This is a genomic window from Pseudoalteromonas sp. TAE79 (assembly GCF_000498015.1).
In the GTDB taxonomy this organism is placed as follows: Bacteria; Pseudomonadota; Gammaproteobacteria; order Enterobacterales; family Alteromonadaceae; genus Pseudoalteromonas.
This window is the reverse complement of sequence record NZ_AUTL01000048.1, coordinates 1-13,966: the sequence shown is the minus strand read 5'-3', so window position 1 is coordinate 13,966 and position 13,966 is coordinate 1. Positions and strand designations below refer to the sequence as shown.

Below are 13,966 nucleotides of genomic sequence, written 5' to 3'. Positions count from 1 at the left end.
TTTTCTATTTATACAAATTACTGATTACTTCTCTAGCAAAATGTCATGAATTTTCACAAGATCAGATTTACCTGCAATAATTTCATCCGGTGTTAAACCCGATAGTTCATGCGGGAACACTAACCACTCTTCAGACTCATGAATATAATAATCTGGAACAGTGTCTACTTTTGAGTTTTTTGGCTTGTAGTACGGACATGCAATACGAATATCACGTGGCAAGTTTAAGCGCATAAGCTCTGAAAGCTTTTCTTTTAATGCAACAATACTACGACCAGAGTCAAATACATCATCAACAATTAATAATGAGTCGCCTGCATTTGCGTTCTCAACAATGTAATGCAAACCGTGGACTTTAATTTCTTTAGATTGTTTACCAATACCGTAATAAGACGATGTACGTACTGCAATGTGGTCAGTCTCAATGCCTTTATAATCGTAATATTCTTGAACAGCAATACCGATCGGTGCACCACCTCGCCAAATACCAATAATAAAATCAGGACGAAAGCCATCTTGGTATACTTGTGCCGCTACGCGGAACGAATCTTCAAGCAGCTGTTGAGCTGTGATGTAGCACTTATCTGACATAATTAGAAACCCCAGTGGTGGATATAAGATTTGAGCGCAGCTTAGAGTTAAGCAAAAATTAAACTCAAACAGGTATTGGCGACGGATTTTACCGCAAATGAAATAAAATTGCTTGCCTGTAAATTAAAAAATAGGCACCCAAAGGTGCCTATTTTTAGTGTAAAAAGCATAATTTAGTAAATATTATGCTTTTTCTTGTAGGGTACGAGCAACCGTACGCATACCTTGCGTTGTTGCGCCCGCTGCCCATTGACTTGTACTGCCCATGTTAAATGCAGCCGCTAAATCTATGTGTACCCAGCCTTTGCCATCGTTTGGCACAAAGCGCGATAAAAAGCCTGCAGCATTCGATGCACCGCCATAACCGCCACCTTTTTGTGCACGGCTATTTGCCGTATCAGCATAAGGCGATGGGCAGTTTTGTTGATGCCATTTTTCAAGAGGAAGTGGCCAAGCAGCTTCCATTTCTTGAGATGCAAAACTCTCAACTTCACGTACAAGTTCTTTATCAAGTGCAAATAATGCATTGTACTCCTGGCCAACAGCAACAAGCGCTGCACCTGTAAGTGTTGCTGCATCAATAATAAGTGGAGCGCCAGTCTCACCTGCTGCCATTAAGCCATCAGCAAGTACTAAGCGACCTTCAGCATCGGTGTTTACAATTTCAACTGTTGTGCCATTTTTATAAGTAAGAATGTCACCTAATTTGTATGCATGACCTGAAATTAAGTTCTCAGCACAACATAAAAACAGCTTAATACGTTTTTCAATACCACGGTTAATAGCCAATGCTAAACCTGCAGTTACTGTTGCAGCGCCGCCCATGTCACACTTCATACCAAGCATACCTTCGCTTGATTTAATTGAGTAACCACCTGAGTCAAACGTAATACCTTTACCTACAAGCGCAGCACTTACTGGTGCATTTTCGTCACCTGTTGGGTTGTAATCAAGCTCAAGCAATACTGGTGGGCGAACACTACCGCGACCAACAGCATGAATACCAATCCACTGTTGCTCTAGTAACGCATCACCTTTAATGATTTGGTAACTTACGTGTTCAGGCGCTAATGATTGAATAAACTCAGCTGCTTTTTCGGCTAGGCTCTCTGGGTAAATGTCATCGGCTGTCCCGTTAACCATTTCACGTGCCCAAATTGCTGACGTTTTTAAGTGAGCAAGTTCTTTAATATCTGATTGTGCGTTATCAACAAACTCAACACCGTTTAACGATTTTGGTGTTACAAAGCCTTGATAAAAAGCCCACTGGCTTTCTGTACACCAAGCATCGCCTGCTAATTCAACGTTTTTAATACCTTGGATTGCAATAGTACGACCAGCTTTTTGAACATTTTTCAATGTTTCTTGCTCAGACAAATGAACAGTTGCACCGCGCTCATTAAAAGACAATGACGCATTATCGCCCCAATGACTCGCTGCTGCTTGTTCGCTTAGTTGAACAACAAATTTTTCACTCATGTTAGAATACCCTTGCACTTAAATGTGCCACCGAGTTTACTATAGAGCGCTTAAGTTCCCAACAGCTTGAGATAAATAACATAAATCACACTGCTGTGCAGTATTTACACTTTGGAAGTTATTATGAAGTACACGCCAACGCTGCAACCAGCCACCTTATTAAAGCGCTACAAACGCTTTTTAGCTGATTTACAACTAAGTGATGGCAGCGAATTTACCGCCCACTGTGCTAATACAGGTAAAATGACGGGATGCGCTGAGCCGGGTTTTGCTGCTTTTTATTCAACAAGCGATAACGCAAAACGAAAATACCCGCATTCATTAGAGCTTACGCAAAATAACTTATCGCAGCTTATTTGTGTAAATACAGCGGTGGCTAATAAAGTAGTAGAAGAAGCAATAAACAATAATGTGATAAGCGAGCTACTCGACTACAGTCAATTGCAAAGCGAAGTAAAGTACGGCAGCGAAAACAGCAGAATCGACTTTTTACTCACAGACGAAAATAAGCCCAATTGCTATGTAGAAGTTAAATCAGTCACATTATTAAGCGAAGATGCACCACAAAGCGGGCAAGGCTACTTTCCTGATGCGCAAACACTGCGTGGGCAAAAACATATCCGCGAACTAATAGAAATGATCGAACAAGGCCACCGAGCAGTATTACTGTTCGCTGTTTTGCATGAAGGAATAAATACCGTAAGTGCAGCTGCGCATATTGATAAAAAATACGCCACGTTATTAAGCCAAGCAATAATAGCCGGTGTTGAAGTATTAGCATACAAAGCCAAAATTTCAGCTAATGAAGTTTTACTTCATAAAAGAATAGCATTTATAGAATAATGTATTAAACCAAGGGATTGAACTAAGCGTAATCTGCAAAATAAGCAAAGTACTCAAATTAAAGAAAGTTATACAAAGTGAATTATAAAAATTAACTTGTTTTTAAAGCTTTTGCCCACATAACAAGGCAAGTTTTAGAAAGCGAATATGTGAATTAATTAAAAGTGTAAATAAACTATTAATACACTTTTTACTCAGTAAGCATGGTTGAAGCTAATTCGATTAATTAAAAATAAATTTGCCTAGGGTATAAGATTCTGTTATTTATACCGCCGGCTAATGCTGAGGCATTAAATTAAGGATTTAGGAGAGAGTTATGCCAGACCAAAAGAAACATGGTTTATTGGCTCAAGCCGGTTTAGAACCATACCAAGAAAAACCAGGCGAAGAGTACATGAATGATGCACAACGTGCTCATTTTAGAGCGATTTTAGAAACTTGGCGTAATGATTTACGTAACGAAGTTGATCGTACTAAATCGCACATGCAAGACGAAGCTGCTAACTTTCCTGACCCAGTTGACCGCGCTGCACAAGAAGAAGAGTTCTCTTTAGAACTTCGTACTCGTGACCGCGAACGTAAATTAATCAAAAAAATTGAAAAAACAATTAATTTGATTAAAGAAGATGATTTTGGCTTTTGTGAGTCTTGTGGCATCGAAATTGGCATACGTCGCTTAGAAGCACGTCCTACTGCCGATTTATGCGTAGACTGCAAAACACTTGCAGAAATCAAAGAAAAGCAATCTGGACGCGGCTAATTAATACTTATTAATTAGTTATGTCTCCTACAGCCGTTACTGCGCCTATGCGTAAATATCGCGGTCGTTTTGCACCGTCTCCTTCTGGGCCATTACATTTTGGCTCACTTGTAGCGGCTGTGGGTAGTTATCTAGATGCAAAAGCTAACCAAGGAGATTGGTTAGTTCGTATAGAAGACATTGACACTACGCGCGTGGTTAAAAACGCCGACTCCGATATTCTCAATACCTTACATGCCTACGCCCTTCACTGGGACGAACCTGTTGTATATCAAACGCAGCGTCAGCCTTTATACCAAGATATTACCCACTCACTTTTAAAACAAAAGCTTGTTTATGGTTGCACTTGTACTCGCAAACAAATAAAAGCCATTGGCGGTATTTATCAAGGGCATTGCCAAGCACTTAGCCATAATACGGAGTCCGGTGCGCTTCGCTTAGTTCAGCAACATCCAACTACTCAATTTAATGATTTAATTCAAGGTGATATAACAGTAAATAGCGCCCTTTCCCATGAAGATTACTTAATTAAACGCAGCGATGGCTTATTTGCATATCAACTTGTTGTGGTCGTCGATGATATCGATCAAAGGATTAATCGAATTGTAAGAGGCGCTGATTTAATTGAGCCAACCGCAAGGCAAATTAGTTTGTTTAAACAACTAAATAGCCCTGTGCCTGAATTTGCTCATTTACCTTTAGCGGTTGCCAAGCCTGGTTTCAAATTATCTAAACAAAACTATGCTCCCGCCATTAGCAAACAAAATCCAAAGCCTGCTTTAATTAGTGCATTTGAGTTTTTAGGGTTGCCTGTTATAGCTGATTTAATCGATTTAAATATTGAACAATTAATCGCTTGGGGAATTAAAAACTTTAGCTTAAAACAGGTACCACAAGTATCCGAAATACAAATTTCTCAGCATCCACGTAGTCAGAAAGTCCAATTTACACATTTAAGTAAATAAAATAGCTAAAAACGGCTTAATTTCAACACATCAACTTAATTTTTAAACCCTGCTGGTATATGATAGCCGCCTAAATATATGCTAATTACGTCAAACAGCTTGTACTGGGCTATAACCGCCTCATTTGCTGTAACTTATGATTGCAATGCAGAGTCAATCACACCTTCTAGGAGACAGACTATTATTTCCAAGCTTTTTCAATTTTGCCGACAAATAATCGGCCCGAATACAAGTGCACAAAGCGCTTCTGTAAGCAGTGAACCTATTGTTGTCACTCGTGGTGAGCATGGTATTTCTCGCAAACAATTTAGCCCAAATGCAATCAAAGTATTATACCGCTTAAAAGACGGTGGCTACGATGCCTACCTTGTTGGTGGTTGTATTCGCGATATATTGTTAGGCCAACAGCCAAAAGATTTTGACGTAGTTACTAATGCGACGCCAGATCAAGTAAAAAAACTATTTAGAAACTGTCGCCTTATTGGCCGTCGCTTTCGCTTAGCACATATTGTATTTGGCCGTGAAATTATTGAAGTGGCGACTATGCGTGGCCATCACGAAGCGCAAGAAGACAAAAATCAAATAAGCCAATCAAGCGATGAAGGCCAATTACTACGTGACAACGTATTTGGCAGTATTGAAGAAGATGCAGAGCGCCGCGACTTTTCAATCAATGCACTTTATTACTCAATCAAAGATTTTAGTATTCACGATTACGCCAACGGCTTAGCGGCAATTAAAGCTAAACAAATTGAGCTAATCGGCGACCCTGAAACGCGTTACCGCGAAGACCCTGTTCGTATGTTACGTGCAGTTCGCTTTGCTACTAAACTTGATATGAGCATTGCGCCTAAAAGTGAAAAGCCAATTAGCGAGCTTGCAAGTTTGCTTGATAACATTCCGCCAGCACGTTTATTTGAAGAAATTCTTAAGCTGTTTTTAAACGGCAAGGCCGAAGCTAACTTTTTAATGCTGCGTAAATACGGCTTATTCCGCTCACTGTTTCCTGAGCTTGATAAAATCTTAGATAAAAACCCAAGTGGCCTAGAACACACGCTTATTCAGCAAATGTTTCAAAATACTGACAAGCGCATTAATGCTGATAAAAAAGTAACACCCGCGTTTATTTTTGCCGCACTACTTTGGTTTCCGCTGCTTGAACGTACTAAAAAGATTCAAAGCCAAGAGCAACTTGCAGAATACGACGCTTTCGCACAAGCAATGAATAAAGTACTCAGCGATAACTCACAACACATTGCGGTTCCTAAACGCTTTACTCTAGGTGCCCGCGATATTTGGCATATTCAGCACCGCTTAGATAAACGCGCAGGCCAACGTGCTTACAGACTAACGCAGCAACCTCGCTTCAAAGCCGCCTACGACTTTTTACTCTTACGCGTAGACGCAGGCGAAACACAGCATACTGAGCTTGCCCAGTGGTGGACACAATACTTAGGCCAAGATATAAACGGCCAAAAAGAGATGGTTAAAAACTTAGGTCATCAAGGTGGTCCTAAGCCGCGAAAGCGCCGTCGACCTACTAAAAAGCCAGCTGAGTAATAACATGTACTGTGTTTATTTGGGTTTAGGTGCCAACCTAAACTCACCAAAAGAGCAGCTTGATAACGCGGTAATCGCGCTTAAAAAGCTGCCCAATTGTGAATTTATAAGCGTATCGCATTACTATGCTAGTAAGCCTATGGGCCCACAAGATCAACCTGACTATATCAATGCAGTAGCGTGTATTAAAACGACCCTTAAGCCAGAGCAATTGCTTGATTTAACACAAAGCATTGAGCTTGAGCATGGTCGAGTAAGAAAAGCTGAGCGTTGGGGTCCACGCACTCTTGATATAGATACTCTATTATTTGGTGATCAAATTATAAATACGGCGCGCTTAACCGTGCCTCATTATGGTTTAAGTGATCGCGAGTTTGTGGTTTATCCGCTATTAGAGCTTGCACCTGAACTTATTTTACCTAGCGGCGTTGCATTAAAAACCATTGCAAGTAATTTACCGCTCAACGACTTACAACAATTACCTCTGTAATTAACCTAGGCTTTTGCCTGCGAGGATATTATGTCTAAAATAACCGTTTCTACTTTAAATAAAATGAAAGCAGAAAATAGCAAAATTACTGCATTAACAGCCTACGACGCTAGTTTTGCAAAGTTATTTCATGATAACGGCGTTGAAGTTATTTTAGTGGGTGACTCTTTGGGTATGGTACTACAAGGCGGCGATGACACCCTTGGCGTAACCAATCAAGATATTGCATATCATACCCGCTGTGTACGCGCCGGTAGTCGCGAATTATTTGTAATTGCTGACTTACCGTTTATGACCTACTCAAGCGTAAGTGATACTTGTAAAAATGCAGCTGAACTTATGCGCGCTGGCGCAAACATGATTAAGCTTGAAGGCGGAGAATGGCTTTACGAGAGCATTAAAACGCTTACTCAACAAGGCATTCCAGTTTGCGGGCATTTAGGCCTTACACCACAGTCAGTACATGTATTTGGTGGCTTTAAAATACAAGGTCGCGAAGAAGACAAAGCACAAAAAATGATTGATGATGCAAAAGCCCTAGAAGCCGCTGGCGCACAATTATTAGTACTTGAATGTATTCCAAGTGCATTGGCTAAACGCATTACAGACGCTCTAAGTATCCCAACTATTGGTATTGGTGCTGGTAGCCTAACTGATGGCCAAATACTGGTAATGCATGACCTTGTTGGTATTTCCGCAGGTTACATTCCTAAATTTTCTAAAAACTTTTTGCTCGAAACAGGCAATATGCCTGCAGCCGTTCAAAAGTATTGTACAGACGTTAAAAATGGCGCATTTCCAAGCGCTGAACACGAGTTTAAATAATGCAGTCAATTACTGAAATTAGATCGTTACGTAGTCAAATTAAAGCATGGCGCCAAGCTGGTCTTAGCGTGGCACTTGTGCCAACGATGGGCAACTTGCACCGTGGGCATTTTTCGCTAGTAGAAAAAGCAAAAAACTTAGCCGATAAAGTCGTTGTGAGTATTTTTGTTAACCCAATGCAATTTGGTGCTAACGAAGATTTAGATAACTATCCTCGTACGCTAAACGAAGACAAGCAAGGCCTTGCTGAACTAGGCACTGATATTGTGTTTACTCCAAGTGTAGATACAATCTATCCAAATGGACTTGGTGCACAAAGCTTTGTAGATGTGCCTGATATTTCATTAGGCTATTGCGGTGGCTCACGTCCTGGCCACTTCAGAGGCGTTGCTACAATAGTGACTAAGTTATTTAACCTTGTACAACCAGACTACGCCTGCTTTGGTGAAAAAGATTTTCAGCAACTGCAAGTAATTAAAACCATGGCACGCGACTTATCAATTCCGGTTGAAGTTATTGGTGTACCTACAATGCGAGAAGTTTCTGGCCTTGCTATGAGCTCGCGTAATGGTTACTTATCGAACGAGCAAAAAGCGACAGCAACCGTATTATTCAAAGCACTTAATACATGCGCTGAGCAACTTAAAAGTGGCGAAAAAGACTTCGTAAAACTTGAAAGCTTAGCTAAACAAAGTTTAGAGCAAGCAGGCCTAAAGCCAGACTATTTTGAGATTGCTCAACGAGATACATTAAAAACTGCTACAATCGAAGATACTCAATTTGTTATTTTAGCCGCAGCCTATTTTGGTGGTGTTAGATTGATCGACAATATTCAAGTCGAAATTTAATATTATTGCGACTCCATTTTAAGGATAAGAAGCATGCACACTTTAATAAAAACAAGCGTAGTCGCCCTTACTTTTGCACTATTAGTAGGTTGCCAAAACCAAGTTGAAAACCCTGAAATGAATCAGTGTGCTCAACAAAATTACCAATGTGAAAGTACATGTGAACAGCAAACAACAGCTGATAGCTTAAAGCAACAAGTATGCTCTGGTAAATGTGTTGAGAGCTACAATCAGTGTAAAGTGCAAGCCGAAAAATTAGGTAATATTTAATCCCCTAAAACTTTTAATTTTAGGCACAAAAAAACCGCTCAGTGAGCGGTTTTTTATTGCTTATGGTTTATTAGTTCAAACCAAGCTTTTTAAGTTCTGTTTTTACTAGCTTTGCAGAAAGTGGTACATAACCATCTTTTTCTACAATTTGCTGACCATCTTTTGAAAGTACCATTCTTAAAAATTGTTCTTCCATAGGTGATAGCGGCTTATTCGGGTGTTTATTCACATAAACATATAAAAAGCGCGATAGCGGATATTTACCTTGCGCAACGTTATCAAGTGTTGCATCAACAAAGTTATCGCCTTTTTTAGCTAGCGGTACTGTACGTACGCCCGATGTTTTATAACCAATACCAGAATAACCAATTGCATTTAATGAAGATGAAATTGACTGTACTACCGATGCAGAACCCGGTTGCTCATTTACGTTATTACGGAAATCACCTTTACACAGTGCTTTCTTTTTAAAGTAACCGTAAGTACCTGATACTGAGTTACGTCCGTAAAGTTGAACGTCTTTAGCTGCCCAGTCACCTGTCAGACCAACATCGCTCCAACGGTTAACTTGCTCTGATGCGCCACATTTACGAGTAGATGAAAAAATCGCATCTACTTGGTCAATACGAAGGCCTTCAATTGGATTATCTTTATGTACAAATACTGCAAGTGCATCAATAGCTACACGTACTTCTGTTGGTTTGTAACCGTAACGTTTTTCGAACGCTTCGATTTCTTTAGATTTCATTTTACGGCTCATTGGACCTAGGTTAGCTGTACCTTCGGTAAGTGCCGGTGGCGCAGTAGAAGAACCTGCTGCTTGAATTTGAATATTTACATTTGGGTAAATACGTTTGTACTCTTCAGCCCAGAACGTCATCATGTTGGCTAAAGTGTCAGAACCTACTGATGAGAAGTTACCTGAAACACCACTAATTTTTTGATACTCAGGAATATCTTGGTCTAAAGCAACTGCTTGTGCAGATACGAAAGTTGTAACAGCCACACCCATTGCGGCAACTAAGTTTTTAAATTTCATGTAGGGTTCTCCGGTTTGTTCGTCCCATTTTCTAACTGCTGCCCACTCTAAAGTGAGTACATGACAGTTACATTACTCTTAAATGACACTTTTATGACTTTGCTTTTCAGCCTAATTACTTAGCTAGCGAAACTATCTTATCTATTGAAAATTCAAAAGAAAAACACGAACCTTTGTTAACTTCACTACTAATATTTAATTTACTATCGTGGCGCGTTAGTACATGTTTTGTAATCGCAAGCCCTAAACCTGAGCCACCTGTTGTTCTGCTGCGGGCTTTATCAACACGATAAAAACGCTCAGTTAAACGGTTAATATGCTCAGGCGCAATACCATCACCATTATCGGTAACACTAAAACATGCTTTATTGTTTTTGCGTTGCCAACATACTTCCACTTTGCCACCGGGTTTTGTGTAATGAATCGCGTTAAATACTAAATTAGAAAACGCACTACGCAGTTCATCCTCAGAGCCTTTAATATCAAGGGTTTTATCAATATTAAAAATAAGCTCATGGCCTTTGTCTTGGTTAATTGAATTTGCTTCAGTGTGAATATAACCAAGTAATTGCGGTACATTTATAGCTTTATCGTTGTCTTGGCGCCGTGCACCTTCAATGCGCGAAAGCGATAATAATTGGCTGACTAAGCTGTCCATGCGCTTACATTGTTCAAGCATGGTATTTTGCGCTTTGTTCCACATTGCTGGCGGCGGCATCATGTCACCATCCATCATCTCAAGATACCCTGTAACCACTGTAAGCGGCGTACGTAGTTCGTGTGACACATTGGCAACAAAGTCTTTACGCATTTGCTCTAGCTGTTTTAAGCGCGTTACATCACGTACTACAACCATAAGTTGCGTGCTTGCATAAGGCATTACCCTAAACTCTAGTACTTGCTCAATGCTATGGCCGTTATCCAGCTCAAGCGCGTCGTCAAATTCGCCTTTGTTCATGTATTTAGCAAACTTAGGTTCGCGAATTAAATTATCAAGACGCTGACCATGATCCGTAGGCCACTGCAGGCCAAGCACTTTAAGGGCTAATTGATTACACCACACAATACTTAAATCGTTTTGCAGCACCACAACCGCATCGGGCACCGCTTCAGCCCCATCGCGAAAACGACGAATTAAATCAGCAAGCTCATTACGTTTTTTACGATTACGGTGCTGGAGATGATAAATACCTTCGAACACTTGCTCCCATGCACCCTCGCCCTCTGGTGGATTAAAGCTGCGTTGATTAAGTAGCCAATCGCTCAAACGATAAAGTTGATGGTAGTGCCAAATAAGGAGGGAAAAAGATCCTAAAAATAAAAGCAAAAATGGCGCGCCAACTAGCACACCAATTAATAGTAAGGGTAAAAAATAGATAAACAGGCGCTTTACTAACGCCTGCTTATTAACAACTCGATACATACACTCACTTTACCTTAGAGTAGTAATACATGCATATTTCACACATTAGCTAAGCTTTAAGCTGATCACAGCTTACTTGAAAAACGATACCCAGCACCACGTACAGTTTGCACTAAACGGTCGTGTCCAAGTGGGCCAATTGCTTTACGTAGGCGACGAATGTGCACATCAACCGTGCGATCTTCTACGTAAACGTTAGTTCCCCATACATGATCAAGCAGTTGTTCGCGACTATAAACACGCTCTGGGTGGGTCATAAAAAAGTGCAGTAATCTAAATTCGGTTGGCCCCATATCAAGCTCGTTACCTTCTGAGGTAACACGATGCGAAATAGGATCTAAACGCAGGCCATGTACTTCAATAGCCTCTTCTAATGAGGTTGGCGATACACGGCGAATAACCGCTTTAATACGTGCCATAAGCTCTTTAGGAGAAAATGGCTTAGTGACGTAGTCGTCAGCACCTACTTCAAGGCCGCGTACTTTGTCTTCTTCTTCGCCACGGGCTGTAAGCATAATAATTGGGATTTGGCGGGTGTGTTCGTTTTGCTTAAACTTTTTAGCAATTTGAATACCGCTTCCACCTGGTAACATCCAATCAAGTAAAACCATATCTGGGTAAGGTTCAACCATAGCTGCAATAGCAGAGTCGTAATCTTCTGCTTCAATTGCTTGAAATCCATTTTGCTCTAAAACAAAAACCAACATCTCCCTGATAGGAGCTTCGTCATCTACGACTAGTACTTTACGTGACATTCCAATTTATCTCTTACGCTATCGAATTAGTTTTCATTATTATGACTAAGTATGACATTTTTATGAAAGTGTAACGTGTAAATTAAAATGGTGGTAAAAAAAACACAAATTAGTGACAAAAAACCTCATTAACGTCATATTTTTAAAACCTTTTTAATATTTAACGTAATAATTAGAGATTTACGATAAATTTATAAAATAGCTAATTTTTGAAATTATCTACTTTTTGTCGCTAGTTAAATCATTAAATAATACAAAATTAGCTGGGATCATTGTTTTACTAACCAATACTTTTTTACAGATCGATCGTTTAAAAGTAACTTTAAAGCTATTTTAAAATTAACAAACCCGCCTGTGTAACAATCAATACGTTTAAAAATAGATCTAAATTTTACTAAGCTCCAAATAAAAGATCAGATTTTTACCAAGCCGATCTACCCTCAGATCAGAGTTGTACCTAGTCAAAGCCATAAGTTGTTGATTGTTTGTACAAATAAATAACGATCAAATTATCTCAGAGCCTAAAATAGCAAAAAAGTGCATTTGGCTTAGTAAAGTAATGATCCGAAAAGGCTGTGTTAGTAAATGCGTGATCCCAAAGTAAGGTGTTGGTAATACAGTGATCTGATCAATAGAAGCCGTAATATAAAAGGACTGGCATTAAAAAAGCCAGCAACTGGGTTACTGGCTTTTAAACTATTTATTTTAAAATAGACTTATTATCTAATTTTAGGATCAAGTTCGCCGCTTAAGTATTTAAGGTGCATTTCATCAAGTGAAATTGGCTTAATTTTACTAGCCTGACCAGAAGTACCAAACGAGTTATAGCGTGCAACACAAATCTCTGTCATTGCTTTTGTAGCTTCAGCTAGGTATTTACGTGGATCGAAATTAGATGGGTTTAGCGCCATATGACGGCGAATTGCACCGGTAGATGCTAAACGTAAATCGGTATCAATATTTACCTTACGAACACCAAACTTAATGCCTTCAACAATCTGTTCAACCGGCACACCATAAGTTTCTGGAATTTCGCCGCCATACTGATTAATAATTTCTAACCATTCTTGTGGAACAGAAGACGAACCATGCATCACTAAATGCGTGTTAGGAATACGCGCATGAATCGCTTTAATACGATCAATCGCTAAAATGTCATCGGTTGGTGGGCGAGTAAATTTATAAGCACCGTGTGAAGTACCACAGGCAATTGCAAGTGCATCAACGTGTGTTTTATTTACAAAGTCAGCCGCTTCTTCAGGATCTGTTAGCATTTGCTCAGTGGTTAGTAACCCTTCTGCGCCAACACCATCTTCTTCGCCAGCTTCACCTGTTTCTAGTGAACCAAGCACACCTAGCTCTCCTTCAACTGATACACCACAGGCATGCGCCATAGCAACAGTTTCGCGCGTTACTTCTACATTGTATTCGTAGCTTGAAGGGGTTTTACCGTCGCTCATTAACGAGCCATCCATCATTACTGATGAAAAACCAAGCTGAATTGAACGCTGACATACACCAGGCGATGTGCCGTGATCTTGGTGCATAACAACGGGGATATGTGGCCATTCTTCAACGGCTGCTAAAATCATATGACGAATAAATGGAGCACCAGCATAAGCACGTGCACCAGCTGATCCCTGAACGATTACTGGGCTGTTTGTTTTGTCAGCCGCTTCCATTATTGCGCGCATTTGCTCTTGATTGTTAACGTTAAAAGCAGGTACGCCGTAACCATGCTCTGCTGCATGATCTAAAAGTTGTCGCATACTGATTAAAGCCATTGGGTATTCTCCAATTTATCGACAGTAGTTCCCTACCATCTAGTTTGAACGGATGTGTTAGTTTGGCGTTATAACAACGCCACGAAAAACCACTGCTTTGCAGTAATATTCCGTCTAAATTAACTATTAAATTAGGGTGAGAGGTATTTAATAATTAATTGTCGGTGAGGGCTATTAACCCTCACCTTACGCTACTAAAATTACTTAGCGCGCGACTCTAGCATTTCAACTGCTGGAAGTTTTTTGCCTTCTAAAAACTCTAAGAACGCACCACCACCAGTAGAAATATAAGAAACTTTATCGGCAATGCCGTATTTATCAATTGCGGCTAGGG

General features: G+C 40.1%; 15 protein-coding genes. 8 read left to right on the top strand and 7 right to left on the bottom strand.

All coding sequences use genetic code 11. The annotated features are described in order from the left end of the window. Nucleotides 1-24 precede the first annotated feature (24 nt). Both L655_RS0101370 and pepB read right to left on the bottom strand, forming a co-directional pair. Nucleotides 25-591 (bottom strand): phosphoribosyltransferase family protein, encoded by a 567-nt coding sequence (locus tag L655_RS0101370; RefSeq protein WP_002962666.1) that lies wholly within the window; start codon nucleotides 589-591, stop codon nucleotides 25-27. Nucleotides 592-774: 183 nt separating this feature from the next. Then, nucleotides 775-2,070 (bottom strand): aminopeptidase PepB, encoded by a 1,296-nt coding sequence (pepB, locus tag L655_RS0101365; RefSeq protein ID WP_024589754.1) that lies wholly within the window; start codon nucleotides 2,068-2,070, stop codon nucleotides 775-777. A gap of 123 nt (nucleotides 2,071-2,193) precedes the next feature. Between pepB and sfsA the strand changes: the two genes are divergently transcribed. The 8 genes from sfsA to L655_RS0101325 all read left to right on the top strand — a co-directional run bounded on the left by sfsA (nucleotide 2,194) and on the right by L655_RS0101325 (nucleotide 8,631). Next, a complete protein-coding gene (gene sfsA / locus L655_RS0101360; protein ID WP_024603838.1) occupies nucleotides 2,194-2,913 on the top strand; it encodes a DNA/RNA nuclease SfsA in 720 nt (239 codons plus the stop codon). Nucleotides 2,914-3,229: 316 nt separating this feature from the next. After that, on the top strand, nucleotides 3,230-3,673 hold the full coding sequence (dksA, locus tag L655_RS0101355; RefSeq protein ID WP_002962671.1) for an RNA polymerase-binding protein DksA: 444 nt from the start codon (nucleotides 3,230-3,232) through the stop codon (nucleotides 3,671-3,673). 20 nt (nucleotides 3,674-3,693) lie between these two features. Beyond that, a complete protein-coding gene (gene gluQRS, locus L655_RS0101350) occupies nucleotides 3,694-4,638 on the top strand; it encodes a tRNA glutamyl-Q(34) synthetase GluQRS (protein ID WP_024603837.1) in 945 nt (314 codons plus the stop codon). A gap of 78 nt (nucleotides 4,639-4,716) precedes the next feature. Next, nucleotides 4,717-6,198, top strand: a complete 1,482-nt coding sequence (gene pcnB, locus L655_RS0101345) for a polynucleotide adenylyltransferase PcnB (RefSeq protein ID WP_024603836.1) — start codon at nucleotides 4,717-4,719, stop codon at nucleotides 6,196-6,198. Nucleotides 6,199-6,202: 4 nt separating this feature from the next. Next, nucleotides 6,203-6,688 carry a 2-amino-4-hydroxy-6-hydroxymethyldihydropteridine diphosphokinase gene (gene folK / locus L655_RS0101340; RefSeq protein ID WP_024603835.1) on the top strand — a complete coding sequence of 162 codons (486 nt, stop codon included), beginning with the start codon at nucleotides 6,203-6,205 and terminating at the stop codon, nucleotides 6,686-6,688. Between the two features lie 30 nt (nucleotides 6,689-6,718). Continuing rightward, nucleotides 6,719-7,513 (top strand): 3-methyl-2-oxobutanoate hydroxymethyltransferase, encoded by a 795-nt coding sequence (gene panB, locus L655_RS0101335; protein WP_024603834.1) that lies wholly within the window; start codon nucleotides 6,719-6,721, stop codon nucleotides 7,511-7,513. Then, complete coding sequence (gene panC, locus L655_RS0101330; protein WP_024603833.1) at nucleotides 7,513-8,361, top strand: pantoate--beta-alanine ligase; 849 nt, start codon at nucleotides 7,513-7,515, stop codon at nucleotides 8,359-8,361. Before panB ends, panC begins: the two co-directional genes overlap by 1 nt. A 33-nt stretch (nucleotides 8,362-8,394) precedes the next feature. Continuing rightward, complete coding sequence (locus L655_RS0101325) at nucleotides 8,395-8,631, top strand: hypothetical protein (RefSeq protein WP_024598974.1); 237 nt, start codon at nucleotides 8,395-8,397, stop codon at nucleotides 8,629-8,631. Between the two features lie 70 nt (nucleotides 8,632-8,701). Here L655_RS0101325 and L655_RS0101320 read toward each other — a convergent pair whose 3' ends face one another. The 5 genes from L655_RS0101320 to pgk all read right to left on the bottom strand — a co-directional run. Beyond that, nucleotides 8,702-9,670, bottom strand: a complete 969-nt coding sequence (locus tag L655_RS0101320) for a phosphate ABC transporter substrate-binding protein PstS family protein (RefSeq protein ID WP_024598975.1) — start codon at nucleotides 9,668-9,670, stop codon at nucleotides 8,702-8,704. Nucleotides 9,671-9,785: 115 nt separating this feature from the next. Continuing rightward, complete coding sequence (gene phoR, locus L655_RS0101315) at nucleotides 9,786-11,093, bottom strand: phosphate regulon sensor histidine kinase PhoR (RefSeq protein WP_024603832.1); 1,308 nt, start codon at nucleotides 11,091-11,093, stop codon at nucleotides 9,786-9,788. A gap of 65 nt (nucleotides 11,094-11,158) precedes the next feature. Then, a complete protein-coding gene (gene phoB / locus L655_RS0101310; RefSeq protein WP_006791869.1) occupies nucleotides 11,159-11,848 on the bottom strand; it encodes a phosphate regulon transcriptional regulator PhoB in 690 nt (229 codons plus the stop codon). A 719-nt stretch (nucleotides 11,849-12,567) separates the two neighbouring features. Continuing rightward, nucleotides 12,568-13,632 (bottom strand): class II fructose-bisphosphate aldolase, encoded by a 1,065-nt coding sequence (gene fba, locus L655_RS0101305; protein WP_007587174.1) that lies wholly within the window; start codon nucleotides 13,630-13,632, stop codon nucleotides 12,568-12,570. Nucleotides 13,633-13,832: 200 nt separating this feature from the next. Continuing rightward, a partial coding sequence (gene pgk / locus L655_RS1000000126420) for a phosphoglycerate kinase (RefSeq protein WP_076916948.1) occupies nucleotides 13,833-13,966 on the bottom strand: 134 nt, incomplete at its 5' end.

Bases quoted from the DNA above. Each gene is read 5' to 3' on its own strand.
- L655_RS0101370 (WP_002962666.1), bottom strand. From the start codon at position 591: ATGTCAGATAAGTGCTACATCACAGCTCAACAGCTGCTTGAAGATTCG.
- pepB (WP_024589754.1), bottom strand. From the start codon at position 2,070: ATGAGTGAAAAATTTGTTGTTCAACTAAGCGAACAAGCAGCAGCGAGT.
- sfsA (WP_024603838.1), top strand. From the start codon at position 2,194: ATGAAGTACACGCCAACGCTGCAACCAGCCACCTTATTAAAGCGCTAC.
- dksA (WP_002962671.1), top strand. From the start codon at position 3,230: ATGCCAGACCAAAAGAAACATGGTTTATTGGCTCAAGCCGGTTTAGAA.
- gluQRS (WP_024603837.1), top strand. From the start codon at position 3,694: ATGTCTCCTACAGCCGTTACTGCGCCTATGCGTAAATATCGCGGTCGT.
- pcnB (WP_024603836.1), top strand. From the start codon at position 4,717: ATGCTAATTACGTCAAACAGCTTGTACTGGGCTATAACCGCCTCATTT.
- folK (WP_024603835.1), top strand. From the start codon at position 6,203: ATGTACTGTGTTTATTTGGGTTTAGGTGCCAACCTAAACTCACCAAAA.
- panB (WP_024603834.1), top strand. From the start codon at position 6,719: ATGTCTAAAATAACCGTTTCTACTTTAAATAAAATGAAAGCAGAAAAT.
- panC (WP_024603833.1), top strand. From the start codon at position 7,513: ATGCAGTCAATTACTGAAATTAGATCGTTACGTAGTCAAATTAAAGCA.
- L655_RS0101325 (WP_024598974.1), top strand. From the start codon at position 8,395: ATGCACACTTTAATAAAAACAAGCGTAGTCGCCCTTACTTTTGCACTA.
- L655_RS0101320 (WP_024598975.1), bottom strand. From the start codon at position 9,670: ATGAAATTTAAAAACTTAGTTGCCGCAATGGGTGTGGCTGTTACAACT.
- phoR (WP_024603832.1), bottom strand. From the start codon at position 11,093: ATGTATCGAGTTGTTAATAAGCAGGCGTTAGTAAAGCGCCTGTTTATC.
- phoB (WP_006791869.1), bottom strand. From the start codon at position 11,848: ATGTCACGTAAAGTACTAGTCGTAGATGACGAAGCTCCTATCAGGGAG.
- fba (WP_007587174.1), bottom strand. From the start codon at position 13,632: ATGGCTTTAATCAGTATGCGACAACTTTTAGATCATGCAGCAGAGCAT.